We start from the raw sequence: 23,874 nt of genomic DNA on the forward strand, positions 1-23,874 counted from the left end.
CGGAGGCACCTCAACCGAACCGCAGCGCGCGGTCGTTCGGAGCCGAGAAGTCCAGATCCGGGCCGAGCGGCACGATCCGCGTCGGGTTGATGGTCGGATGGCTCTCGTAATAGTGGCGCTTGATGTGCAGGAGGTTCACGGTCGGCGCGACCCCCGGATGGGCGTAGAGGTCGCGCATGTAGTGCGACAGATTCGGATAGTCGTCGATCCGGCGTCTGTTGCACTTGAAGTGCCCGACATAGACCGCGTCGAACCGCACCAGCGTGGTGAACAGCCGGACGTCCGCCTCGGTCAGGCGCGCGCCGCACAGGAAGCGGCCACGATCAAGCCTCTCCTCCAGGGCATCGAGTTCGTCGAACAGCGCCTCGCAGGCGCCGGCGTAGGCGTCCTGCGCGGTGGCGAAGCCCGCCTTATAGACGCCATTGTTCACCCGGTCGTAGATCCGGGCATTGAGTGCATCGATCGCGGCGCGCAGGTCCTCGGGATAGAGGTCCGGTCCCGTGCTGCCGAAGGCGCCGTTCAGCATCCGCAGGATCTCCGCGGACTCGTTGGACACGATGGTGCCGCGCTGCCGGTCCCAGAGCACCGGGACGGTGACGCGCCCGCTGTAGGCGGCATCCGCCGCGAGATAGACCTCGTAGAGCCGCCGCGCAGCGTGGATCGCATCGGGCGTCGCACCGGGCGTGTCACCGAACACCCAGCCCTCCGCGCCCATATGCGGATCGACCACCGAGACGGAGATCGCGTCGTTCAGCCCCTTGAGGGCCCGGCCGATCAGGGTGCGGTGCGCCCAGGGGCAGGCGAGCGAGACGTAGAGGTGATAGCGGCCGGCCTCGGCGCGGAAGCCGCCCTCTCCCGTCGGTCCGGGCGCGCCGTCCGCCGTCACCCAGTTGCGGAACGTCGAGGCCTTGCGCTCGAAGCGTCCGCCCGAAGCGGCGGTGTCGTACCATTGGTCGCGCCAGACGCCGTCAACCAAGAGGCCCATGGTCATATCCCGTTCGCGAGGAAGGCCGGGACGACATGGGCCCGTCTGCGCGTGGGGAAAGAGCCGGTGCGCGTGGTCCGGTGACGGAGTCCCGGAGCGGCGCGGACGCGCCGCGCGAACGTTGCGCAAGGCAGGCCTGCGCCGCCGCTTCTGTTGCGCTGCAGCAGGATCCGCCATGTTCGGCTCCGCGGGCCGCGCGGTGTGCCGTCCTCGCCCGCCGTGTCCGTCAGAGTTCCAGGGAGGTGAAGTGATGTCGTTCGCGCTGGTGCCCGTCGCCGAGGCGGCCCTGTTCACGTTCGGATGCGTGATGATCCACGCTCTGCGACGCCACGCGGACGTGGTCACGGCGACGCTCGCATGCCTCGTGACCCTGCTCGTCCTGATGATCGGGATCGCGTGCGCGCCGGAATCCTTCGCCAAGTATCAGGCCGCGAGCATCGGCGACTTCGCGCAGCTGGAGCCGGCGACCTACTGAGCGGCGGCCGGATCCGTCCCGAGCCCGCTCGCCCGGATCCGAGCGAGGCGGCCGCCGGTCCCGCGCTGGCCGGCGACCGTCACGTCGAAATCGTCCTTGGGCAGCCGAGCCAGGAAGCGCTCGGCCAGCTCGAACAACAGGATGTCCGGCCGCACCCGCTCGATGTAGGACCAGTCCAGGCTCGCCGACCAGACGAAATGGACCTCGCTGAAGCTCTCGGCGAGCATCCCAGTGAGCAGGAACGGGTCGAAATGGGCGCAGGAATCCCCGAACAGGACGAGGCGGCGCGGGTCGGCGCGCGCTGATCCGTTCCGGTAGACGACGTGCGCGCCGACATGGACCTCCCGGTCGCGCCCCGCGCCCTCGTAGGCGGCGAGGAGCGGCCCGACCTCGACGCGCTCGGCATCGCGCTGCAACATGAAGCGCTCGATCCGCTCGCGCGGCCGGTCGCGGAGCTTCTCGCCGATGTCCATGACCTCATCGGCGACGACCAGGGGCCGCGCGCCGATATCGGCCGGCGGGATCGCCCCGAGGGCCCGCATGATCTCCCGATAGGCCAGGAGACACCCGCGGACGGTCCAGTGGGTATCGGTGCGCAGGTAGAGCGGGACCGGCCCGCTCCGGGCTGCCCGCAGGGGCGCCAGGAGGTCGAGATAGGCCGGGTTGCGGGCGAGCCGGCGGGCAAGGCGCCGCGTCGAGGCTTTGGCGGGTGCGTAGCGAAGCCCCTCGGTCCTGTCGTCGTAGACGGAGAGCTTCTCCGGGACGATCACGTGCAGGCAGCGGATACCGAGGGCCTCCGCCCGCGCGGCCCGGGCGTCGATCAGCCGCGTCCAGGCGCGCAGCAGCAGCCAGTGGCGCAGGCCGCCGCGGTAGCGGTCCATGACGCGGTTGGTTCCCCCCGTAAGAAACAACCAGCCGTCGCGGCCGACATGCACGTTCTCCCGGTCTGCAGACATCGCGGTGCTTTAGCCGCACCGGGACCGGGCGCCTAGACCGGACCCGGCACGCAGGGCGCGCGTTCGACCGGTATGCCTTCCTCGTCCGGCCTCTCGTCCGCCCTGGCACTCGACGCTCCGGAAACCGTGAGCGCTCCGCGCCCCGCCCGCCTGTGGCGGCCGCGCCGGATCCTGGTGACGCCGGCCGCTCTGGAGCACGCGCACGGGCGCGCCATGGTGGCCCGCGCCGAGGCCGAGGGCCTGCCGGTGGAACGGCTCGCCGCCAACCGCATCCCGGCCCCGCGCGAGCCGGATCCGCGCCGCGCCTACGTGGCCGCCAAGGCGACCCTCGCCCTCACGGTGGCGCCGCCGACCAAGTTGCGGCTCCAGCCGATCCCCCCCTCGGCCGACTGGCGCTTCGACCTCGCCGAAGGCTGCCCGGCCCATTGCCAGTACTGCTACCTCGCCGGCTCGCTTCAGGGACCGCCGGTGACGCGCGCCTACGCCAATCTCGACGCGATCCTGGGCAACCTCGCGGCATATGCCGGGCGCGGCGCCGTCACCTCGGCGTCGGCCGAGAGGGCGCAGGAGGGCACCACGTTCGAAGCCTCCTGCTACACCGATCCCCTCGGGATCGAGCACCTCACCGGCTCGCTCTCGGCGGCGATCCGCCACTTCGGCGCCTGGGACGCGCCGGTGCAGCTGCGTTTCACCACCAAGTTCGCGGCAATCGCCCCGCTCCTCGACCTGCGGCACAACCGGCGCACCCGCATCCGTTTCTCGGTCAATGCCCGGGCCGCCGCGCGGTATGAGGGCGGCACCGATCCCCTGGACGCGCGGCTCGGCGCGCTGGGCCAGGCGGCACGGGCCGGCTACCCGGTCGGCCTGACCATCGCGCCGATCCTGCCGGTGGCCGGCTGGGAGGAGGCCTATGCCGGGCTGATCCGCGACGCCGCCGACGCGCTGGCGGGCGTGCCGGGCCTCGACCTGACCGCGGAACTCATCACCCACCGCTTCACGCCGGGCTCCAAGGCGGTCCTGCGCGGCTGGTACCCGGGTTCGGACCTGCCCCTCGACGAGGCGGAGCGCGTGGAGAAACGGACCAAGTTCGGCACCGTCAAGCACGTCTTCCCCAAGCCGCTGATGCAGGCGATGCGCGCGCACCTCACCGCCTGTCTCGCCCGCGACCTGCCGGCGGCGCGGGTGCTGTACTGGACCTGAGCGGCTTCGGGCGCCATCTCGCTGACCATGACAGACACGGCCCCCCTGATCCTGACCCTCGCCTTCGACGAGCCGACCTTCGCGCGGTTCGACGCCGAACGGCGACGCCATTTCCCGGAGGCCCTGAACCGCATCCCGGCCCACGCGACGCTGTTCCATCACCTCCCGGGCGACCGGGAGCGGGGCGTGATCGAGGCGATCACGGCCCTGGCCCGCGCCGTGCCGCCCCCGGAGGTCGCCGTGACGGGGTTGCGCTTCACCGGCCGGGGCGTCGCCTACGTGCTGGATTCCGGCGGGCTGGCGACTTTCCGGGCCCGGCTCGCCAAGGGGTTCGAGCCGTTTCTCACCGCGCAGGACCGGCAGGGCTGGCGACCGCACGTGACGGTCCAGAACAAGGTCGCACCGGACGTGGCCCGCGCCCTCCACGCCGACCTGTCGGCCGGCTTCGCGCCGTTCCACTTCACGGCGCCGGCGACCCTCCTGTGGCGCTACCTGGGCGGTCCCTGGGCGCCGGTGGCGCGCCTGCCCTTCGGAGAGAACGCCTGATGTCGTCGGTAGCTCGCGCGGAATGCGCATCATGAGGGTGCCCGGAAGCCTGCGGCAGAACCGGCTGGTCGAGCCCGCCATGGCGGTCTGGCTCCGGCTGCGCCTGAACGAGGTCGGCCCCCTCGTGGCCCTGCTCGGCCTCAGTATCCTCGGCTACGGCTTCTTCTACCTCGCCCACGAGGTCGGCGAGGGCTCCACGGCGGCGCTCGACCGCAGGATCCTGCTCAGCCTGCGCAACCCGGCCGACCCCGCCGATCCGATCGGGCCCCCCTGGCTCGAGGAGACGATGCGCGACATCACCGGGCTCGGCAGCGTCTTCACGGTGCTGTTCCTGACCTGCGCGGTCGCGGGCTACCTCGCCGTCTCCGGGCGGAGACGGATCGGCGTCTTCGTCCTCGCCGCGGTCGGCAGCGGCGAGCTGGTCTCGACGATCCTGAAGCTGTTCTACCAGCGGCCGCGGCCGGACCTCGTCCCGCACGGCATGGAGGTGTTCACGGCGAGCTTCCCGAGCGGCCACGCCACCATGTCGGCCATCGCCTACCTGACGCTGGCCACTCTGATCGCCCGGGTCGAGCGGAACCGGAGCGGCAAGGCGCTCATGCTCGGCCTCGGCGTCACCGTGACGCTGCTTGTCGGCCTCAGCCGCGTCTATCTCGGGGTGCACTGGCCGAGCGACGTGCTCGCCGGCTGGTGTATCGGCGCGGCCTGGGCGTCCCTGTGCTGGTTCGTCGCCCTGCAACTCCAGCGCCGGGGCGAGGTGGAGGCGCCGGACCCTCCGCCGCCCGCGTGACGGCGGTGTTAAGGTAAACCGGAGGTTGCGTTCGGCCGGGCAGGCCTCGGCGGCCCGCCTGACGGTTGTCGGGGATGATCGCCCCCGTCAGGAACACGCCCCCGTGCTCGAACGCCGCCGCACCGCCCGCCGCGTCTGCCTCGCCGGTCACGCCCGCGTCGCGACCTTCATGCCTGAGATCGCCTGCGCCGTCCGCGACGTGTCGCTGGACGGCGCACGGATCCGGGTCCCGCCCGTCGCGGCGCTGCCGGAGCGCTTCGACCTCGTCATCCCCAGCCGCGGCGAGACGCGGCGCGCCTCCGTGGCCTGGCGGGCGGGCGATCTGGTCGGCTTGACCTTCGAGCCGGCGCCGGCCGCCGAGGCGGCCCACCGGCCCTCCCCGCCCATCCCGTCCCACGTCCCGGAGGTGGCGCGTCCGCGCACCGCGCCGATGGCCGGAACCGTCGCCGAGTCCGACAGCGTTCACTGAGGTGGCGGCCGGCGGACCATCCTCCGCCGGTCGCATCCTGGATCCGGCGACACGGCGAGGCCCATGACGGACGACACACGGCTCTCACGACGCAATCTCCTCGCCGCGGGCGGCGCCCTCGCGGGTGCCGCCGTGGGTGGCGCGGCGCAGGCGGCTCCGGCAGCGCCGGCCGTCCCGGCCGATACCGGCGCCGTCCAGGGCGGACGGGTCATGTTCCCCAACTGGCGCGGTTCCGGCGATCGCCCCCCCGCGCCGACGCCGGCGCCGCAGCCGCCGGACCAGCGCGTCGGCTACTGCGTCGTCGGCCTCGGGCGCCTGAGCCTCGACGAGATTCTTCCCGCGTTCGGGGCGACCAAGCGCTCCCGGTTGGCGGCGGTGATGTCGGGCTCCCCCGACAAGGCCAAGCTGGTGGCGCGGCAGTACGGCCTGCCGGAGGAGGCGGTCTACGGCTACGACGCCTGGGACCGCCTGAAGGCCAATCCGAACGTCCAGGCCGTCTACATCGTCACGCCGAACGGCGTGCACCGGGACAACGTCGCGGCGGCGGCGGCGGCGGGCAAGCAGGTCCTCTGCGAGAAGCCGATGGCCACCTCGTCGCAGGAATGCCGCGACATGATCGCGGCCTGCGCGAAGGCCAACGTCAAGCTGATGATCGCCTATCGCTGCCAGTACGAGCCGCACAACCGGGCGGTGATCCGGATCGCCCGCTCGGGCGAGTTCGGAAGGCCGCGGATGATCCAGGCCTTCAACGGCCAGACCACCGGACTCCCGGAGCAGTGGCGCCTGCGCAAGCCCCTGGCGGGCGGCGGCTCCCTGCCGGATATCGGGCTCTACTGCCTCAACACGACCCGCGCCGTGCTGGGCGAGGAGCCGGACCTGATCCAGGCGCAGGTCCACTCGCCGCCGGACGATCCGAAGTTCCGCGAGGTCGAGGAGACGGTGAGCTTCACGATGCGCTTCCCGTCCGGCGTCGTCGCCCAGTGCCTGACGAGCTACGGCGTCTACGAGGCCCGCTCCCTGACCCTGCACACCACCAACGCCGCGATCGATCTCCAGAACGCCTTCGCGTACGAGGGGCAGCGCCTGTATATCGGCCACAAGGACGGCAAGAACGCCGCCCGGGACGAAAAGGTCTTCGGCGCGAAGAACCAGTTCGCCCTGGAGATGGACCACTTCTCCCGCTGCATTCAGGAGAACCTGCGGCCGCGCACCCCCGGCGAGGAGGGCCTGCAGGACCAAGTGCTGATGGAGGCGATCTACGAGGCCGCCCGCACCGGCGCGGCCGTGAAGGTCGGCCCCCCGGTGGGGGCCGGTTCCGGCCTCGACGTCACGCGCGGCCCGGAGCCGGAGGAGCCGAGCTGATCGGCTCTAGAACGGCAGCAGGATATCCACGATCTGCTGGCCGTAGCGCGGCTGCTGCACGTCGGTGATCTGGCCGCGCCCGCCATAGGCGATCCGGGCCTGGGCGATCTTGGCCGAGTCGATGGTGTTGTCGGATTCGATGTCCTCCGGCCGGACGACGCCGGCGACGACCATCTCGCGGATCTCGAAGTTGACCCGGATCTCCTGCTTGCCTTCGACCACGAGGTTGCCGTTGGGCAGGACCTGCGTGACCACGGCGGCGACGTTCGTCGTCACCGATTCGGTGCGCTGGACGGATCCGGCGCCGTCGTTCGCGGTGGCCGAGGTGGCCGCCAGCAATGCGGTGCCGCCGACGCCCAGGGACTTGCCCACGGCGTTGTTCTCGAGGCCGAGGGCGTTCGGCAGGCCGAAGCTCTCGGTGTTCGCCCGGGAGCGCTTGGTCTCGTTGCTGATGTTCGCCTGATCGGTGACCTTCACCTTCACGGTCAGGATGTCGCCGAGCCGGGCGGCGCGCTGGTCCTTGAAGAACGCGCGGGAGCCCGTGCGCCAGAGCGAATTCGGCGCGTACGAAACCGGCTGCACGTCGGGCATCGGCATCCGCACCGGCTTGTAGCCCGGCTGGGTGGTGGGGTCCTCGATGGCCGAGAGGGCCGGGGTCGCGCCGACCTGCGAGAGGCGGTCGGCGGTGTTGCAGGCACCGAGGGCGCCAGCGATCAGCGCGGCGGCGAGCGGGTTCAGGACGAGGCGGCTGGCCATCGGGCAATCACTCTTCGACGCGTACGGAACGGGCGCTCAGCGCAGGGAGGCGGTCGCCTGGAGCGACGCGGCCCCAGCGGCCTGCTGCGCGGCGGGGCTGGGACTCACCGAGACCCGGCCGGGGCCGACCACGGTGGCCTGGAGAACCTTCTTGGAGGCGACGTTGACGACGTTGACGACGGTCCCCATCCGGCCGCCCTCGCTGGCGAGGCCGCGCATCGACAGGCTGACGCTCGCGGTCTCGTACACGATGGTCACGGTCTCGCCCCGGGCGACGAGTTCGGGCGGGGCGGTGTCGGCGATCCGCAGCGCCGTGCCGGCCGGGAGCGCGTGCTGCGCGACCTCGCCCAGGATCGCGGTGGCGCTGCCCTGCGCGTCGGCCGCCACCGCCTCGCGGGGACGGCGTTCCATGACGACGTCGCCCTCCTTCACGGCTTCGCCCCGGGCGAGCCCGCGGGCGAGCACCGCCACCTCGCGCAGTTCGATGACGACGCCGGAGACCCGCAGCGACGCCTGCCGCTCGCCCAGGCTGACGAGGCCCGCCACCCGGCGCGTGCGCGGATCGTAGGTCACGTCGAGCGCGGCGGCGTGGCCCTCGAGATCCACCGGCGCCAGGAGGGTCGGGCCGTCGCCGTCGAACCGGACCGCCACGCCGCGCGGATCGAGACCGTAGCCGGTCTGCAGGGCTTGCTTGAGGGCGGCCTCGAGCTCGGTCGGCCCGAGGCGCCGGGCCGCCCGCTGGACGGCGATCTGCAGCCGGCCGCCGGTCTCGAGGCCGGCGAGGCCCAGGGCGGTGGCTGCCTCGACGATGCGCCGGGTCTGGATCGTTCCGGTGGCGCCGAGGGCCGGCGAGCGGAACAACGGCCGGGCGGCGAGCGCGGCCGGTGCGCCCTCCACGAGGTCGGCCAGCGTCAGCACGTCGCCGCGGGCGGTCACGTCGCCGCGCAGGCGCAGGTCGTCCGCTCGCGCCATCGCGGGGATCGCCAGGGCCCCGAGCACCGCGAAGGCCAGGAACGCCAGCATGGCGCGCACCAGCACCGCCGCGCCGAGGGGCGCGGCCCGCGGGCGGGCATGGCGGATGATCGGGCTGAGGTCGCCCTCGTCCGCCCCCGTGCTGAGGAGGGGCAGGTCGGCGGGCTCGAGGGCCGGGTCGGAATTTATGCCGGTGTACATCGTCGGGAACCTGGGCGGTCGCGTCAGCCGCGGAACATCTGGGTGGTGGTGGAGAGCATCTGGTCGGCGGCGGTCACGACCTTCGAGTTCATCTCGTAGGCGCGCTGGGCGGCGATCAGCGACGAGATCTCCGTGACGGCGTTCACGTTCGCCTCCTCCAGGTAGCTCTGCTGGAGGTTGCCGAAGCCCTCGGCGCCCGGCAGGCCGCTGATCGCCGGACCCGAGGCCGCGGTCTCGATGAACAGGTTGTCGCCGACCGATTCGAGGCCGACCTTGTTGATGAAGCGCGAGAGCTGGAACTGCCCGAGCGCCTGCGGTGCCGTCTGGCCGGGCAGCGTCGCCTGCACGGCGCCGGTGGCGCTGATCGTGACCGCGGTCGCGGTCTGCGGCACGGTGATGGCCGGGTCGAGCAGGTAGCCGTCGCGGGTGACCAGCTGGCCCGAGGCGGACAGGTCGAAGGAGCCGTCCCGGGAATAGGCGGTGCGGCCATCCGGCATCGTCACCCGGAAGAAGCCTTCGCCGCGGATCGCGACGTCGTAGTCCTTCTCGGTCGAGGACAGCGTCCCCTGCGACATGACCCGGGCGGTGGAGGTCGTCTTCACGCCGGAGCCGAGGGCGAGGCCGGCGGGCAGCTGGGTGTTCTGCTCGGAGGTCGACGAGCCGGCCCGGCGCAAGTTCTGGTAGAGCAGATCCTGGAAATGCACCTGCTGGCGCTTGTAGCCGGTTGTGCGCAGGTTCGCGATGTTGTTCGAGATGACCTGGACGTTGAGTTCCTGGGCCGCCATGCCGGTGGCGGCGGAGTAGAGGGCACGCATGATCCCGTCCCCTTACGCGACGTCGGCGAGGCGGCGGATCGCCGTGCCCCGCAGGTCGTCGAGGCGCGAGATCATGCTCGACACCATCGCGTAGGAGCGGTTCACGTCCATCAGCCGGGTCATCTCGATGACCGGCCGCACGTTCGAGCGCTCCAGCGCCGCGGGTTCCAGGCGGCCCTCGAGCCCGGCCGGCTGCGCCCGGTCCGGCGAGGCGTAGAGGTTGCCGCCCTCGTTGGTCAGCCGCTGCGGGTTGGCGAAGGTGACGAGCTTGATCTTGCCGCGGATGCCGAGGTTGGTCGACACCGTCCCGTCGGGCCCGATCGAGAGACCGGTCTCCTGCGGGTTGATGGTGATCGGGCCGCCGTCGCCCGCGACCTTGTAGCCGTCGCTCGTCACGAGCGCGCCCTGCGGGTCGATCTCGAAGGCGCCGTTGCGGGTGTAGCGCTCGCCCTGCGGCGACTGGACGGCGATGAAGGCCGAGCCTTTGACGGCCACGTTGAGCGGGTTGCCGGTCTGCTCGATCGGGCCCTGTCCGAGGTCGAGCGTCGTGCCCTGGTCGATGACGTAGGACAGCCGCCGGTCGGGCCGGGCGAAGGAATCCGCGCTCGCCACCGGCATCAGGTATTCCTGGAAGCGGCTGGAGCGGCCCTTGAAGCCGGTGGTCGAGACGTTGGCCATGTTGTTGGAGATCACGTCCAGCTCACGCTGGAGCGCCACTTGGCTCGACACGCCGACGAAGAGAGCATTCTGCATCGTGGACTCTGGGACTCGTGCGCCGCAGGAGCGGCAACAATCCATTCAGCATGCGCCGTGCCATCGGAGTGGAGGCGAATTTTCCTTTTCTGGAGAGGCGCTTGGCCGAAACTGCGTCGGTTGCGCTCGAGGGGCCGGACCGCGCAGCGGCAATCCTCGCCCGGCAGGATTTGCCTGCTTAACGGCACGTTAACCGAGTTGCTTCGATATCGGGCTTGTATCGGGCGCGCGGATTCCCGCCAGAGAGCACCATTCCATGGCCAAGAAGCCCAAGAAGGCCCCCGCCGAGGGGGGCGAGGCCGAAGCCGCCCCCAAGGGCAAGAAGAAGCTCATGATCATCGTGGCCGCCGCGGTACTCGTGGTGGGCGGCGGCGCGGGCGCCTTCCTGATGAAGGGGCGCGGCGGTCACGGCGACGGCGCGGAAGCGGCGTCGGGCGGCGGCCACGGCGGCGGCCACGGCGAGGGCGGCAAGGAGGCGGGCCCGGACGGCAAGAAGCCGGTGGTCTTCGTGGAGGTTCGGGAGTTGCTCCTGAACCTCAGCCCCGACCAGCCGCAGGACAAGGCGCGCTTCGCGAAGGTGCGGATCTCCCTCGAACTCAAGGACGGCAAGGTCGAGGCGGAGGTGAAGCCGCTGATGCCGCGCGTCGAGGACGCGCTGCAGATCTACATGCGCGAACTGCGGCCGAGCGACCTCACCGGATCGGTGGGCCTGTTCCGCCTGCGCGAGGAACTGCTCCGGCGGGTCAACATCGCCCTCTTCCCCGCGAAGGTGGAAGCCGTGCTGTTCAAGGACGTGATCGTCCAGTGATGCGGCCCGAAGCGCTGTCCCACTCCCGCCCGGCCACGATCGAGCGCGCCTGATGGAACCCGAGGACGAACTTCCGGAGGACGACTGGTCGGCGGCCCTGCTGGAGCAGGGCGCCGAGGGCGGAGACACGTCGCTCGCCGAGGAATGGGGGGCGGCGCTCGCCGAGCAGGGCACCACCCGCAACGCGGGCGACGTCGCCGCCGAATGGGCGACGATGATCGAGGACGGGGAGAGCGACAACCTCCCCGAACTCGCCGGCAACGACCGGGTGCTGAACCAGGACGAGATCGACGGCGTCCTCGGCTTCTCCATGCGCGAGCTGTCGGCCTCCGGGGCCGGGGGCGTGCAGGCCATCGTCGATTCGGGCGTCGTCCAGTACGAACGCCTGCCGATGCTGGAGATCGTCTTCGACCGGATGATCCGGTTGCTGTCGACCTCCCTGCGCAACCTGTTCCAGGACAACGTCGAGGTCACCCTCGACAACATCACCTCGGTGCGCTTCGGCGACTACCTCAACGCGATCCCGCTGCCGACGCTCCTGGGGGTGTTCCGGGCCGAGCAGTGGGAGAATTCGGGCCTCGTCACGGTCGATTCCAACCTCGCCTACGCGACCTTCGACCTGCTGCTCGGCGGCAAGCGCGGCGGCCTGTCGAGCCGCCTCGACGGGCGTCCGTTCACCGCCATCGAGATGACCCTGGTGCGCCGGCTCGTGGAGATCGTGCTGGGCGACCTGGAGATGTCGTTCCAGCCGCTCTCGCCCGTGAGCTTCGGCATCGACCGGATCGAGACCAACCCGCGTTTCGCCACCATCACGCGGCCGGGCAACGCCGCGATCCTGATCAGCCTGCGCCTCGACGTCGACGGGCGCGGCGGCATGCTGCAGATCCTGTTCCCCTACGCGACGATCGAGCCGATCCGGGAGCTGCTGACCCAGAGCTTCATGGGCGAGAAGCTCGGCCGCGACCACGTCTGGGAGGGCCACCTCGCCACCGAGATCTGGCAGGCCGACGTCACCATGGACGCGGTGCTGCACGAGATGATGCTGCCCTTGAAGCAGGTCATGAGCCTCAAGGTCGGCGAGACGCTGATGTTCGACGCCAAGCCGTCCGATCTCATCACCGTCCGCTGCGGCGACTGGGCCCTGACGCAGGGGCGGATCGGCCGGGTCGACGGGCACATCGCCGTGCAGGTCACGCGTCCCCTGCGCCGGTCGCGCACGACGATCCAGGCCTACGAGGCCTCGATGAACAGCCGCTCGGACAGCTGAGCACGATGAGGGCCCCGACATGAGTCTCTTCGTCACCCTCGCCGCCGACATCCTGGTCGCGGTCCTCCTGGCCGCGACGATCGTCACCTCCCTGCGGCTGTCGCGGCGGATCAGCCAGCTCAAGGGCGACGAGGCGGCCCTGCGCCAGACCATCGGCGACCTGATGGTGGCGACCGGCACCGCCGAGCGCGCCATCGCGGGCCTGCGCGCGGCCATCGACGAATCCGACCGCGTCCTCGGCAACCGCCTGCAGGCCGCCGCCGCCCGCGCCGCCGAGCTGTCGCAGCAGGTCGAGGCCGGCGAGCTGGTGGTCACGCGCATCGGCGCCATCGTGGCGCAGATGCGCGCCGTCCCGGCGCGGCCCGAGCCGGCGCCCGCCCCGCCGCCGGCGGCTCCGATCACCCGTGAGGTCCCGGCCGCAGGGCGTTCCGAGACCGGCAGCCCGAACGGCGAGCGCCTCGGAGTGGCCGCCGCGGCGGCGCTCGCCATGAGCGAGCGCGCCCTGGCGCGCGTCCGGGCCCGCGCCGCGTGACCGGGGTCAAGGCTCCGAAGATCCCCCCGCCGAAGCCGGATCCCGAGGAGAAACTGCGCCGGGCCGGCACGGCCCTGCGCCGTGCGCCCCCGAAACCCGCCCGGACGTGGCGCTTGCGCCTCGTCGATGCCGTGGCCCTGGCGGCGGCCGGGCTGCTCGTGCTCAAGCTCCTCAGCCTGCTGCAAGCCGGTCTGCCGGAGGGCGTCGCGCTGCCGGAATTCGGGCGGGCGGTGGCGCGGGCCCGTACGGGCTACGAGCCCCCCGATCCTGTCACGACCGGGTCGGTGGGCGCCACGGCGGAGCCGGCCGCGGCCGAGAAGGCCCCGGAGGCCCCCGTGCCGCAGCCGGCGGCCGCGCCGCCCGCCTCGCTCTCCGAGCGCGCCCTGCTGGAGAAGCTCGGCGCCCGGCGGGACGCCCTGCGCCAGAAGAGCGAGGAGCTGGAACTGCGCGAGAAGATGCTGGGCGAGGCCGAACGGAAGCTCGAGACCGGGCTCGGCGACCTCAGGAAGGCCGAGGACAAGGTCGATTCCGTCGCCAAGGCCAAGGAGGAGGCCGAGAAGCAGGGGCTGAAGAACATCGTCACGATGTACGAGGCGATGAAGCCCAAGGACGCCGCCCGGGTGTTCGACCGGCTCGGGCACGACGTGCTGGTGCCGATCGTGCTCGCCATGAACCCGCGCAAGATGGCCGAGGTCCTGGCGGTGATGCAGCCCGACACGGCCGAGCGCCTGACCGTGGCCCTCGCCAACCGCGCCCGCGGCGGCGGCGCGCAGGCCCAAGCCGGTCCGGGTCTGCCCGCCAACGAGTTGCAGGCGATCGATCCGGGGCCACCCGCGCGCTAGGGCGGCGGGCCGGACGGCGCGGGCACGGAGCACCGATAACCCATGGTGCCGGCGCGGCGCGGCGGTGTAGGGTCCCGCGCCGCCGTCGGTCACCCTGATCAGGGGCGACGCTCTGGGAGAAACCGGATGTCCGAACCAGCAACCCTGCGCGGCCTGTCAGGCCTGAATCCGGAGCCCGCACCGCTCAAGGGTTCGGCGCTCGTGATGATCGACCTGCAGCAGACCTACCGCGAGGGCGTGATGCGGCTCGACGGCGTCGAGCCCGCGCTCCGCGAAGCTGCGGCGCTGCTGGAGCGCGCACGGGCGGCCGGCATCCCGGTCTTCCACGTCCGTCACGATGCCGGACCGGGCTCGCCCTACGACGTGACCGCGCCCATCGGCCAGATCAGCCCGGAGGTGGCGCCCCAGGGCGACGAGCCGGTGATCACCAAGGCCTATCCGAGTTCGTTCGTCGGCACCGATCTCCAGGCGCAGCTGGAGAAGGCGGGCGTGAAGGATGTCGTCCTGGCGGGCTTCATGACGCATATGTGCGTCAACTCCACCGCCCGCAGCGCCTTCAACCTCGGCTTCCGCCCCACCGTCGTGGCCTCCGCGACGGCCACGCGTGATCTGCCGGCGCCGGACGGCTCCGTGGTGCAGGCTGCCCAGCTTCAGGCCGCGAGCCTCGCCGCGCTCGGCGACCTGTTCGCCGTCGTGGTGCGTCGGCCGGACGACATTCGCGATTGACAGCCGCCGGGGCGGCTCAGGCCGGCCTATGCCGCAATTCGGCGACCGCCTCCGCGAGGCTGGGCCGCCGGTGCGGATCGGGGTGCGTGCAGGCGCGCTCGAGAGCGCGCAGCCTCGCCGGCGGCGCCTCGCAGCGATCGAGAAGCTCGCCGATCAGGAGGCCCACCGCCCGGACCTCGATCCGCGCGAGGGCCGCACCGGCATCGCCTCCCGGCAGAGCCGAGGCGGCGCCGAAATCGCTGAGCACGGCGGCACCGGTTTCGGCATCCCAGAGGATGTTGTGGCCGTAAACGTCGCCGTGGAGAAGGCCGCGTCCGTGCAGATGGGCCACGGCCTCCGCCACCGCCCGCGTGATCTGCCGCGCGTGGTCCGGGCTGAACCGCTGGTCCGGATCGTAGACGTCGCGGCTGCAGCTCGCGAGGCTCGGCGGCCCGGCGAGAACCCGGCTCTGCGGCGGCAGCAGGCGCAGGAGCAGCCCCTGCGCGCCCTCCGGGTGGCCGTCCAGCCGGCCGAGCGCTCCGGTTAGCGCCGGATGCGGTCCGGCGGCGAGACAGGCCTCCATCTCGCGCTCGGGCAGGCCGTCGCTGGTCATCGCACCCTTGAACAGCTTCAGGGCCACGGCCTGCGCGTCGCCGCGCCCGCGCCACACGGCCCGGTGGACCCGGCCGGAGGCGCCCTCCCCGAGCAGATCGCCGATCTCCAGTTCGGCCCAGGGCACCCGTTGGGCCGCGGTGGGCGCCGTCGCGGATTCGGCGGGATTGCCCGCATACGCGATCCAGGCGAGCCGCGGCAGGTCGGCGAGCCAGGACGGCAACGTTTCGAGCCGGTTGCAGGCGAGTCGGATCAGCTCCAGGTTCTCCGCGCCCGCGAGACGATCCGGCAGCGTCGCGATCCGGTTGCCGGCCAGCATGAGCTTCTGGAGGAGCGGACGCTCCCCCAGGGCCGCCGGCAGGTGCTCGATCCGGTTGTCGGTGAGCGTGAGCCAGCGCAGGTCGCGCGGCAGCGCCTCCTCCGGGATCTCGCGGATGCCGCAGCCGCGGAAGCCCAGCTGGCTGAGCGTCGGACAGTCGCCCAGCACCGGCGGCAGCCGCGGGAAGGGATTGCCGGAGCAGAACAGCACCCGGAGGCGGTGCAGGCGCCCGAACTCCGCCGGGAGATCGCTCAGGCTGCCGCGGCCGAGATCCAGCACTTCCAGCGTGTCGGCGAGGGCGAAGACCTCGCGCGGGATCTCCGAAAGCCCGTCCGGCAGGCGCAGCGCGCGGGCGCCGCCGAGCTCGCCGCGCCGCAGGGCCGCGAGGGTGTCCGACCGGTCCAAGTCTCAGCTCCGTTTGAAGAAGGCGTCGGCGGCCCCCTGCGCGGCCTGCTTGGCAGCCCGGGCCGCCTCGATCCGGACGATCTCGGCCCGCAGGAGGGCGATGCGGGCGTCGAGATCGGAGAGCGAGAGCGTGTCGAGGGACTGACCGATCTGATGGGTGACGCTCCCGCGCGGCCGGTCTTCGTCATCCCGCATGCTGTCCTCCTTCCAGGAACGGTCGTCCGGCACCGTCCCAGGGCAGGCCGAGATGGCCCGCCACCGTGGCGCCGATATCGGCGAAGCTGTCGCGGCGGCCGATGTCGCGGCCGCTGATGGCGGGTCCGAAGGCGAGGACCGGGACCTGTTCGCGGGTATGGTCCGTGCCGGTCCAGGTCGGGTCGTTGCCGTGATCGGCGGTGATCACCGCAAGATCCCCCGGCGCCAGCGCGGCCAGGATGTCGGGCACGCGCGCGTCGAATGCCTCCAGCTCGGCCGCGTAGCCGGGCACGTCGCGGCGGTGGCCGTGCTCCGTGTCGAAATCCACGAGGTTGATGAAGATCAGGCCTCCGTCGGGCAGGTCCTTGAGCGCGTCTAGACCCGCCACCAGGCAGGCCGCGTTCGGACCGGGCTTGATCTCGCGACCGGTGGCGCGATGGGCGAAGATGTCGCCGATCTTGCCCACGCACACCACCGTGCGCCCGGCTGCCTCGGCCCGGTCGAGCAGCGTGACGCCCGGAGGCTCGACGGCGAAGTCCTTGCGGTTGCCGGTCCGGCGGAAGCCCGCCTCCGCCGAGCCCACGAACGGCCGGGCGATCACCCGGCAGACGCGGTAGGGGTCGCAGAGCCCGCGCGCGACCCGGCAGAGGTCGTAGAGCCGCTCCAATCCGAAGGCCTCCTCGTGGGCGGCGATCTGGAACACGCTGTCGGCCGAGGTGTAGCAGATCGGCCGGCCGGACCGGACGTGCTCGGCGCCGAGCTCGTCGATGATGGCGACGCCCGGTGCGTGCCGGTCACCCAGGATGCCCGGCAGGCGGCCCCGCGCGATCAGCGCCGCGGTCAGGTCGCGCGGGAATGCCGGTCTCGTGTCGGGGAAATGCGCCCAGGGCTCGCGCAGGGGCAGGCCGGCGATCTCCCAGTGGCCGGAAGGGGTGTCCTTCCCGGCGGCCGTCTCGACCGCATGACCGTAGGCGCCCCGCGGCCGGCCGTCCGGAGCGAGGTTCGGCGGGATCCGGCCGGAGGCTCCGGCGGCGGCGAGCCCGAGCCCCAGCGATGCGAGGTGCGGCAGCCGCAGCGGTCCGGCGCGGAGCCCCGCTCGGTCGCCGCGTCCGGCCGCGCAGGCCTCAGCGATGTGCCCGAGCGTGTCGGAGCCGGCATCGCCGTAGGCATCGGCATCCGGTGCCCCGCCGATGCCGACGGAGTCGAGGACGATGAGGAGCGCGCGTGCCACGGTCAGGCGGGCTCCAGCTCGGTCGGGGCGTCGCTGTCGAGGGCGAAGGCGGCCTTGAACAGGGCGCGGGTATAGGCGGTCTTCGGGTTCGCGAAGATCGTCTCCGCGGGGCCCTCCTCCACCACCTGGCCGTTCTGCATCACCACCACGTAGTTGGCCAGCGCCCGAACCACCTTCAGGTCGTGGCTGATGAACAGGTAGGCGAGCCCGCGCTCGCGCTGGAGGTCGCGCAGCAGCGTCACGATCTGCGCCTGGACGGACCGGTCGAGCGCCGAGGTCGGCTCGTCGAGCACCACGAAGCGGGGGTTGAGCACCATGGCGCGGGCGATGGCGATGCGCTGGCGCTGACCCCCGGAGAATTCGTGCGGGTAGCGGTCCATGGCGGCCGGGTCGAGCCCGACATCCGTGAGGGCCTTCGACACCACGGCGCGACGCTCGGCCCGGGAGCGGACGATGCCCTGGACCACCAGCCCCTCGGCGACGATGTCGGCCACCGACATGCGGGGCGAGAGTGACCCGTAGGGATCCTGGAAGACCACCTGCATGTCCCGGCGCAGAGGGCGCATCTGCGCCACGCCGTAGCCGTCGATGGCCTTGCCGAGGAACACGATCGGGCCCTCCGAGCCGGTCAGCCGCAGCAGGGCGAGGCCCAGCGTCGTCTTGCCGGATCCGGACTCGCCGACCACGCCCACGGTCTCGCCTTCCCGCACCCGCAGCGAGACGCCGTCCACCGCCCTGACGTGGCCGGTGACGCGCCGGAGCAGGCCCGACTTCAGCGGGAACCAGACCTTGAGCGGTCCGGCCTCGACCAGCGAAGCGGCGTCGGCGGGGACCGGGTTGGCGCGGCCCTTGGGCTCCGAGGCGATCAGGCGGCGGGTGTAGTCGTGCTGCGGGTTCGCGAAGACCGCCCTGGTCGCCCCGGCCTCCACGATCTTGCCCCGCAGCATGACGCAGACCCGGTCGGCGATCCGCTCCACGATGCCGAGATCGTGGGTGATGAACAGCATCGCCATGCCGAGGCGCTTCTGGAGATCGGCGAGCAGCGCCAGGATCTGCGCCTGCACGGTCACGTCGAGCGCGGTGGTCGGCTCGTCGGCGACCAGCAGGTCGGGCTCGCAGGCGAGCGCCATGGCGATCATCACGCGCTGGCGCTGGCCGCCGGACAATTCATGCGGATAGGCGCCCATGCGGCGCTCCGCGTCGCGCAGGCCGACGAGGTCCAGAAGCTCCAGGATCCGCCGCCGTGCGGCCTTGCCGGTCAGCCCGCGGTGGAGGCTCAGCACCTCGCCGATCTGCCGCTCGATCGTGTGAAGCGGGTTCAGCGACGTCATCGGCTCCTGAAACACCATGGTGATGTCGGCGCCGCGCACATTGCGCATATCCCGCTCGGGCAGGCTCCCGAGGTCGCGGCCCTTGAACAGGATCCGGCCGGCCGGCCGTGCCGCGCCGTCGAGGAGCCGGAGGATCGCCAGCGCCGTCACCGACTTGCCGGATCCGGATTCGCCCACGAGCGCCACGGTCTCGCCCCGGCGGACGGTGAAATCGACGCCGTCGACCGCGACCGTCTCGCCCTCGCGGGACCGGAAGGCGACGGACAGACCCTCGACGGAGAGGAGCGGCTGGGTTTCGGCCTCGGACATGGGCCTCTTATAGCGCGCCGGAGCCGGGACCCTAGTCTATCCTGCGGCGAGGGCGGATCGGTCTCGGCGCCGGTCGCGCCGACCCCGACCCGCGGGAGAGAGACCGAGATGGATGCGAGCGCCAAATCCTTCGCCGCACAGATCTGGTCGGCCGTGGACGGACCGCCCGACGCCGTCGCGTCGCTCCGCTTCGTCGGCGCGGGCGCCCTGCCGTCGGCCTTCGCGGTGACCGACTTCGCCGCCGGTGCGATCGCGGCCGCGGCCCTGGCGCTCGCGGAGGTCGCGGGCACGCGCGGGACCGTCACCGTCGACCGGCGGCTGGCCTCGTTCTGGTTCGCCACCTCGCTGCGTCCGGAAGGCTGGCGCGTGCCGGCGCCGTGGGATCCGGTCGCCGGCGACTATGCCGCGCTGGACGGCTGGATCCGGCTCCACACCAACGCGCCGCACCACAGGGCGGCGGCCGAGCGGGTGCTCGGCCGCCGCGCGGATCGCGCCGCCATGGCGCTCGCGGTGGCGGGCTGGGCCGGGGAGGAGCTCGAGGCGGCGATCCTCGCCGAGGGCGGATGCGCGGCCGGGATGCGCGGGATCGCCGCGTGGGCGGCGCATCCGGCGGGCCGCGCCGTGGCCGCGGAGCCGCTGGTGGCTGTCGAACGCGTGGCCGAGCGGTCGCGCCCGCGCTGGACGCCCCGGGCCGGACGGCCGCTGGCGGGCCTGCGGGTCCTCGATCTCACCCGGGTGCTCGCGGGGCCGGTGGCGACCCGCTTCTTCGCGGGGTTCGGCGCGGACGTGCTGCGGATCGACCCGCCCGAGTGGCAGGAGCCCGCCCTCGAACCGGAGGTGACGCTGGGCAAGAGCTGCGCCCGGCTCGACCTGAGCCGGGATACCGACAGGGCGGTCTTCGAAGGCCTGCTCGCGGGCGCGGATGTGCTGGTCCACGGGTACCGGCCCGGCGCCCTCGACGGCCTGGGCTATGGATCCGCGGCGCGGCGGGCCCTGGCGCCCGGCCTCGTCGAGGTCTGCCTCGACGCCTACGGCTGGACCGGTCCCTGGGCCGGGCGGCGCGGTTTCGACAGCCTCGTGCAGATGAGCTGCGGCATCGCGCAGGCCGGGCAGGCGTGGATGCAGGCCGATCGGCCCGTACCGCTCCCCGTCCAGGCGCTGGATCACGCCACCGGCTACATGATGGCGGCGGCAGGGCTCCGGCTGCTCACCCGCCGGCTGGCGGACGGCGCCGGCGGCCGGGCGCGGCTCTCCCTCGCCCGCACGGCGGCACTCCTCGCGGGTGCCGGGCCGGCCGAGCCGGACGCGGCCATCACGCCGGAGGCGCAGGACGACCGCGCCCCCGGGATGGAGGCCACGTCGTGGGGCGCTGCCCGGCGTCTCCGGCCGCCGGTCGTCGATGCGGGCGCTCCGATGCGCTGGACACGGCCCGCGCGCCGGCTCGGGACCGACGCGCCCGCCTGGGCCGCCAACCCCGGGGCGGCATGATCGCGCGGCCACGCTTGTGCCGGGTCCCGGATCACCGTTTCTGGCTGCGCGGCGCCCGGGACAGGGCGGCTCGGCAAGCTTCGGAAACCGTGTGCCGGACGGGTGAATCCAGGCGCGGACCCCCGCGCCCCACGGCGCCCCGCCGGGAACGCTGCGGATTGATCCGCAACCGAAGGTCGCTACAAGCGCCGGGGTGAACACCCCTTGCCTGCGCTACGGCGCGCTGCTCGCCCTTCTCATCCTGATCACGGCGCGTCCCGCCGCGGCCGTTCCGTCCGAGGGGGCGACCGAAACGGTGGAACAGGCGCTGTGCCGCCTCATCGACGATTCCGCGAAGGCCCGCAGCCTGCCGGTGCCGTTCCTGACCCGGTTGATCTGGCGGGAGAGCAGTTTCCGCGTGGGTGCCGTCAGCCCGGCGGGCGCGCAGGGCGTCGCCCAGTTCATGCCGGGAACGGCGCGGGAGCGCGGGCTGCTCGACCCGTTCGACCCGGAGCAGGCGATCCCGCACGCCGCGCATCTTCTCGCGGATCTGAAGAGGCAGTTCGGCAATCTCGGGCTCGCCGCCGCCGCCTATAACGGCGGGGCTGCCCGGGTGAGCAAGTGGCTCGCCGGCGACGGGGGCCTCCCGGCCGAGACCCGCGCCTACGTGGCCTCCATCACGGGCCTGCCGGTGGACGACTGGCGGACCGGCCCCGCCAAGGGGATCGAGTATCCCGAGGGCGGCGCGCCCGCCAAGCCCGACGCGAAGGAGGCGAAGGCCGAGCCGCCGCAGACCTGCATGCAGGTCACCGCCAGCCTGCGCATCCCAACCCGCGGCGACCGCTTCGCGCTGGGCCTCAACGAGGGCCCGGCCGCGCCCTGGGGCATCCAGCTCGCCGGCAACTTCTCGAAGGCGCTCGCCCTCCAGAGCTTCAACCGGGCCCGGAGCAGCTACGCGGGGGTGATCGGCGAGGTCCGGCCGATGATCATCGGGACGCGCCTGCGCAACCGCGGGACCCGCGCGTTCTACCGGATCCGCATCCCGGCGCAGAGCCGGCAGGCCGCCGACGACCTCTGCGGCCGCATCCGCAAGGTCGGCGGCGCCTGCATCGTGCTGCGCACCTGATTTTGCCGCGCTCCGCCGCGGGACCGTCATCAATCCGCCCAGAGCGCGGTGCGGTATCGCCCGGTCGGGACAACCGGATGGGATATGACACGGATCCTCACCGCGCTTGCGAGCCTCCTCTGCCTCGGACTCGCGGCCTTCGGCATCAGCGCCGCCTCGCCGCTCGCCCTGTTCGACGCGATAGGCCCGCGCGATCCGGGCGGGCGCCTCGCCGCGAAGGACCAGGCCTTCGGCGACGGTTCGCGGCGGCGCCTCGACGTCTACGTTCCCGTCACCGCCGCGGAGAACGCCCCGGTCCTGGTCTTCTTCTACGGCGGCTCCTGGCAGAGCGGGTCCAAGGACGACTACGCCTTCGTGGGGCACGCGCTGGCCGCCCAGGGCTTCGTCACGGTGCTGCCGGATTACCGGCTCTACCCGGAGGCGCCGTTCCCGGGATTCCTGGAGGACGGAGCGGCCGCCCTGGCCTGGGTGCGGGACAACATCGCCGGGTACGGCGGCGACCCCCGCCGCATCGTGCTCGCGGGCCACTCGGCCGGCGCCTACAACGCCCTGATGCTCGGACTCGACCCGCGCTACGTCACCGCCGCCGGCGTCGATCCGAAGGTGATCAAGGCCGTGGCCGGCCTGTCCGGCCCCTACGATTTCCTGCCGCTCGATCAGGACACCACCGTCAAGGTGTTCGGGCAGGCAGCCGACCTCGCCGCCACGCAGCCGGGGAGCTTCGTGGGGCCGCTGTCGCCGCCGGCCTTCCTGGCGACCGGCGACGGTGACACGGTGGTCAAGCCGCGGCACACCGCCAGCCTCGCCGCGAAGCTGCGCGCCGAGCACGTGCCCGTGCAGGAACGGATCTACCCGGGGCTCGACCACAAGGACACGCTGCTGGCCCTGTCGGTGACCTTCCGGTCGAAGGCGCCCGAACTCGCCGAGATGGCGTCTTTCCTGATGCGGCAATCCTCCGGCCGTTCGCAGTACACGATGCGGCGCTGAGCAGCGCGTCAAGGTTATCGCGCGATTGATCGGTGCAACCGCCGATTCGCCATCGCCCGGGATGTCGCCGCCGCTAGAATACGTCGGGCCGCGTGGCGCGGCCCTCGCGGTGGAATGACATGGCTTCTGCGGACGCGGCGATCGGGGTCACGGCCGGCGGGCGGCGGCGCGGCCTCGCCGGGCGCGACGTGCCGGATGGCCTGCGCGTGCTCCTCAACGGCGCCGTCTTCGTCCTGCTCTGGAACCACCTGTGGTTCGTGGATCTGGCGGACCGATCGTCCCTCGCGGCGGCCGAGGACGGCAGCACGCTGACCCAATTGCTGTTCGTCGTGACGGGCCTCTCGATGGCCGCGGCGATCTACCGGATCGGCCCGCGCCACCTGCGGCCCCTCGCGACCTGGCCGCTGATGCTCTGCGCCCTCTGGCTCGGGCTCACCGCGCTGCTGTCGATCGAGCCGAGCCTGTCGCTCCGCCGGCTGACCCTCTTCGCCATCGCCGCCATGCTCTCGGCCGGCGTGCTGATCGTCGCCCGCTCGCCCCGGCAGCTCGCCCTGGCCCTGGCGGGCGCGGCGCTGGTGATCCTGGCCTCGTCCTACCTCGCGGTCGCGCTGGTGCCGAACCTCGCGATCCACTCGGCCTTCGACGTCAATTCGGATCCGAGCCATCCCGGTCTGTGGCGCGGGATCTTCCCGCACAAGAACGAGGCCGGCGCCGCCATGGTCGTCCTGGTGATCATCGGGTTCTACGTCGCCGCCGCCGCCAGCCGCATGCTGGGCTGGAGCATCGTGCTTCTGGCCGCAGGCTTCCTGGTGGCGAGCGGTTCCAAGACCGCGATCCTCCTGCTGCCAGTGATCCTCGCCGTCACGGGCCTCTGTCAGGTCCTGACCGGCGGGTTCGCCCGGTCCCTGCTGCTTCTCGGGCCGATCATCGGGTTCTCGCTGGTCTCGATCGGCTCCGTCCTGGTGGCGCCGATCCGCGACGCCGTCGGGGCGCTGCTGACCGATGCGACCTTCACGGGCCGCAGCGAGATCTGGCAGTTCGCCATCGACAACATTTTCGTTCGCCCCTGGCGCGGCTGGGGGATCGGCGCGTTCTGGATGACCGAGCGCACCATGTACGGCGGCGCCGAGGAACTGACCTGGGTGACCAGCGCCAACCACTCGCACAACGCCTATCTCGACACGGCGCTGATCGGCGGCTTCCCGTTCCTGGTGCTCACCGTCGTGGCCTTCGTGCTGGCACCGGTGCGCGACCTCCAGCGTGCCGCAGGCGGGACGCGGCTCGACGCCGAGACGCTGCTGTTCCTGCGCCTGTGGTTCCTCGGCCTCGTCTCGGCCTCGTTCGAGACGGTCCTGTACAACGGCAACAACGCCACCTGCTGCATGTTCATGATGGCGGTGTTCGGCCTGCGCCTGCGCACGCGCTACGCCATCGCCGCCGACTGAGCGCCGGTGAGGC

The 23,874-nt window shown here is 72.3% G+C and carries 25 protein-coding genes; 15 read left to right on the forward strand and 10 right to left on the reverse strand.

All coding sequences use genetic code 11. From position 1 onward, the window contains the following. Window positions 1–10: 10 nt before the first annotated feature. A complete protein-coding gene (locus MFF58_RS11025) occupies window positions 11–985 on the reverse strand; it encodes a glutathione S-transferase family protein (protein ID WP_238287266.1) in 975 nt (324 codons plus the stop codon). Window positions 986–1,235: 250 nt separating this feature from the next. Here MFF58_RS11025 and MFF58_RS11030 point away from each other — a divergent pair, with 250 nt between their 5' ends. Further along, on the forward strand, window positions 1,236–1,460 hold the full coding sequence (locus MFF58_RS11030; RefSeq protein WP_238287267.1) for a hypothetical protein: 225 nt from the start codon (window positions 1,236–1,238) through the stop codon (window positions 1,458–1,460). Here the strand turns inward: MFF58_RS11030 and MFF58_RS11035 are convergent. Beyond that, complete coding sequence (locus MFF58_RS11035; RefSeq protein WP_238287268.1) at window positions 1,454–2,416, reverse strand: alginate O-acetyltransferase AlgX-related protein; 963 nt, start codon at window positions 2,414–2,416, stop codon at window positions 1,454–1,456. The two genes, MFF58_RS11030 and MFF58_RS11035, sit on opposite strands and share 7 nt — an antisense overlap. Window positions 2,417–2,488: 72 nt before the next feature. Between MFF58_RS11035 and MFF58_RS11040 the strand changes: the two genes are divergently transcribed. The 5 genes from MFF58_RS11040 to MFF58_RS11060 all read left to right on the forward strand — a co-directional run bounded on the left by MFF58_RS11040 (window position 2,489) and on the right by MFF58_RS11060 (window position 6,783). After that, window positions 2,489–3,616: an SPL family radical SAM protein gene (locus MFF58_RS11040; protein WP_238287269.1), complete on the forward strand. Its 1,128-nt coding sequence runs from the start codon at window positions 2,489–2,491 to the stop codon at window positions 3,614–3,616. 27 nt (window positions 3,617–3,643) lie between these two features. Further along, complete coding sequence (locus MFF58_RS11045; RefSeq protein ID WP_238287270.1) at window positions 3,644–4,162, forward strand: 2'-5' RNA ligase family protein; 519 nt, start codon at window positions 3,644–3,646, stop codon at window positions 4,160–4,162. A 31-nt stretch (window positions 4,163–4,193) separates the two neighbouring features. Continuing rightward, on the forward strand, window positions 4,194–4,952 hold the full coding sequence (locus tag MFF58_RS11050) for a phosphatase PAP2 family protein (protein WP_238287271.1): 759 nt from the start codon (window positions 4,194–4,196) through the stop codon (window positions 4,950–4,952). 103 nt (window positions 4,953–5,055) lie between these two features. Continuing rightward, window positions 5,056–5,421, forward strand: a complete 366-nt coding sequence (locus tag MFF58_RS11055; protein ID WP_238287273.1) for a PilZ domain-containing protein — start codon at window positions 5,056–5,058, stop codon at window positions 5,419–5,421. Between the two features lie 63 nt (window positions 5,422–5,484). After that, entirely contained in the window at window positions 5,485–6,783 is a 1,299-nt protein-coding gene (locus tag MFF58_RS11060; protein ID WP_238287275.1) for a Gfo/Idh/MocA family protein, read from the forward strand. A gap of 6 nt (window positions 6,784–6,789) precedes the next feature. Here the strand turns inward: MFF58_RS11060 and flgH are convergent, their stop codons facing one another. Genes flgH through flgF form a run of 4 tightly spaced genes read right to left on the reverse strand, consistent with a single transcriptional unit; the run spans window position 6,790 to window position 10,280 of the window. Next, window positions 6,790–7,539, reverse strand: coding sequence for a flagellar basal body L-ring protein FlgH (gene flgH, locus MFF58_RS11065; RefSeq protein ID WP_238287277.1), 750 nt, complete (start codon window positions 7,537–7,539; stop codon window positions 6,790–6,792). 36 nt (window positions 7,540–7,575) lie between these two features. Further along, a complete protein-coding gene (gene flgA / locus MFF58_RS11070; RefSeq protein ID WP_238287280.1) occupies window positions 7,576–8,712 on the reverse strand; it encodes a flagellar basal body P-ring formation chaperone FlgA in 1,137 nt (378 codons plus the stop codon). Window positions 8,713–8,735: 23 nt separating this feature from the next. Continuing rightward, a complete protein-coding gene (gene flgG / locus MFF58_RS11075; protein WP_238287282.1) occupies window positions 8,736–9,527 on the reverse strand; it encodes a flagellar basal-body rod protein FlgG in 792 nt (263 codons plus the stop codon). 12 nt (window positions 9,528–9,539) lie between these two features. Next, window positions 9,540–10,280, reverse strand: coding sequence for a flagellar basal-body rod protein FlgF (gene flgF / locus MFF58_RS11080; protein WP_238287285.1), 741 nt, complete (start codon window positions 10,278–10,280; stop codon window positions 9,540–9,542). A 256-nt stretch (window positions 10,281–10,536) separates the two neighbouring features. Between flgF and fliL the strand changes: the two genes are divergently transcribed. The 5 genes from fliL to MFF58_RS11105 all read left to right on the forward strand — a co-directional run bounded on the left by fliL (window position 10,537) and on the right by MFF58_RS11105 (window position 14,455). Next, window positions 10,537–11,088 carry a flagellar basal body-associated protein FliL gene (gene fliL / locus MFF58_RS11085; RefSeq protein WP_238287286.1) on the forward strand — a complete coding sequence of 184 codons (552 nt, stop codon included), beginning with the start codon at window positions 10,537–10,539 and terminating at the stop codon, window positions 11,086–11,088. Window positions 11,089–11,137: 49 nt separating this feature from the next. Beyond that, a complete protein-coding gene (gene fliM, locus MFF58_RS11090) occupies window positions 11,138–12,355 on the forward strand; it encodes a flagellar motor switch protein FliM (protein ID WP_238287382.1) in 1,218 nt (405 codons plus the stop codon). Between the two features lie 19 nt (window positions 12,356–12,374). Further along, a complete protein-coding gene (locus MFF58_RS11095) occupies window positions 12,375–12,887 on the forward strand; it encodes a DUF6468 domain-containing protein (RefSeq protein ID WP_238287288.1) in 513 nt (170 codons plus the stop codon). Then, on the forward strand, window positions 12,884–13,729 hold the full coding sequence (locus tag MFF58_RS11100) for a MotE family protein (protein ID WP_373323319.1): 846 nt from the start codon (window positions 12,884–12,886) through the stop codon (window positions 13,727–13,729). The genes MFF58_RS11095 and MFF58_RS11100 overlap by 4 nt, the downstream gene beginning before the upstream one ends. Window positions 13,730–13,855: 126 nt before the next feature. After that, the gene (locus tag MFF58_RS11105) at window positions 13,856–14,455 is read left to right on the forward strand and encodes a cysteine hydrolase family protein (RefSeq protein ID WP_238287290.1); all 600 of its coding nucleotides are present in this window, start codon (window positions 13,856–13,858) and stop codon (window positions 14,453–14,455) included. 16 nt (window positions 14,456–14,471) lie between these two features. On the opposite strand, the gene MFF58_RS11110 is transcribed toward MFF58_RS11105, so the two are convergent. Genes MFF58_RS11110 through MFF58_RS11125 form a run of 4 tightly spaced genes read right to left on the reverse strand, consistent with a single transcriptional unit; the run spans window position 14,472 to window position 18,836 of the window. Beyond that, window positions 14,472–15,770, reverse strand: a complete 1,299-nt coding sequence (locus tag MFF58_RS11110; protein WP_238287292.1) for a leucine-rich repeat-containing protein kinase family protein — start codon at window positions 15,768–15,770, stop codon at window positions 14,472–14,474. A 3-nt stretch (window positions 15,771–15,773) separates the two neighbouring features. Further along, on the reverse strand, window positions 15,774–15,965 hold the full coding sequence (locus tag MFF58_RS11115; RefSeq protein ID WP_238287294.1) for a DUF1192 domain-containing protein: 192 nt from the start codon (window positions 15,963–15,965) through the stop codon (window positions 15,774–15,776). Then, the gene (locus tag MFF58_RS11120) at window positions 15,955–17,196 is read right to left on the reverse strand and encodes a phosphopentomutase (protein WP_238287297.1); all 1,242 of its coding nucleotides are present in this window, start codon (window positions 17,194–17,196) and stop codon (window positions 15,955–15,957) included. The genes MFF58_RS11115 and MFF58_RS11120 overlap by 11 nt, the downstream gene beginning before the upstream one ends. Window positions 17,197–17,198: 2 nt before the next feature. Beyond that, window positions 17,199–18,836, reverse strand: coding sequence for an ABC transporter ATP-binding protein (locus MFF58_RS11125; RefSeq protein WP_238287298.1), 1,638 nt, complete (start codon window positions 18,834–18,836; stop codon window positions 17,199–17,201). Between the two features lie 108 nt (window positions 18,837–18,944). Between MFF58_RS11125 and MFF58_RS11130 the strand changes: the two genes are divergently transcribed. From MFF58_RS11130 to MFF58_RS11145, 4 genes are all read left to right on the forward strand, one after another. Beyond that, complete coding sequence (locus MFF58_RS11130; protein ID WP_238287299.1) at window positions 18,945–20,324, forward strand: CoA transferase; 1,380 nt, start codon at window positions 18,945–18,947, stop codon at window positions 20,322–20,324. Between the two features lie 223 nt (window positions 20,325–20,547). Next, a complete protein-coding gene (locus tag MFF58_RS11135; RefSeq protein WP_373323326.1) occupies window positions 20,548–21,429 on the forward strand; it encodes a lytic transglycosylase domain-containing protein in 882 nt (293 codons plus the stop codon). Between the two features lie 84 nt (window positions 21,430–21,513). Then, window positions 21,514–22,416 carry an alpha/beta hydrolase gene (locus MFF58_RS11140; RefSeq protein ID WP_238287300.1) on the forward strand — a complete coding sequence of 301 codons (903 nt, stop codon included), beginning with the start codon at window positions 21,514–21,516 and terminating at the stop codon, window positions 22,414–22,416. A gap of 119 nt (window positions 22,417–22,535) precedes the next feature. After that, complete coding sequence (locus tag MFF58_RS11145) at window positions 22,536–23,861, forward strand: O-antigen ligase family protein (protein WP_238287301.1); 1,326 nt, start codon at window positions 22,536–22,538, stop codon at window positions 23,859–23,861. Window positions 23,862–23,874 lie beyond the last annotated feature (13 nt).

It is taken from the genome of Methylobacterium longum (assembly GCF_022179385.1).
Lineage (GTDB): Bacteria > Pseudomonadota > Alphaproteobacteria > Rhizobiales > Beijerinckiaceae > Methylobacterium > Methylobacterium longum.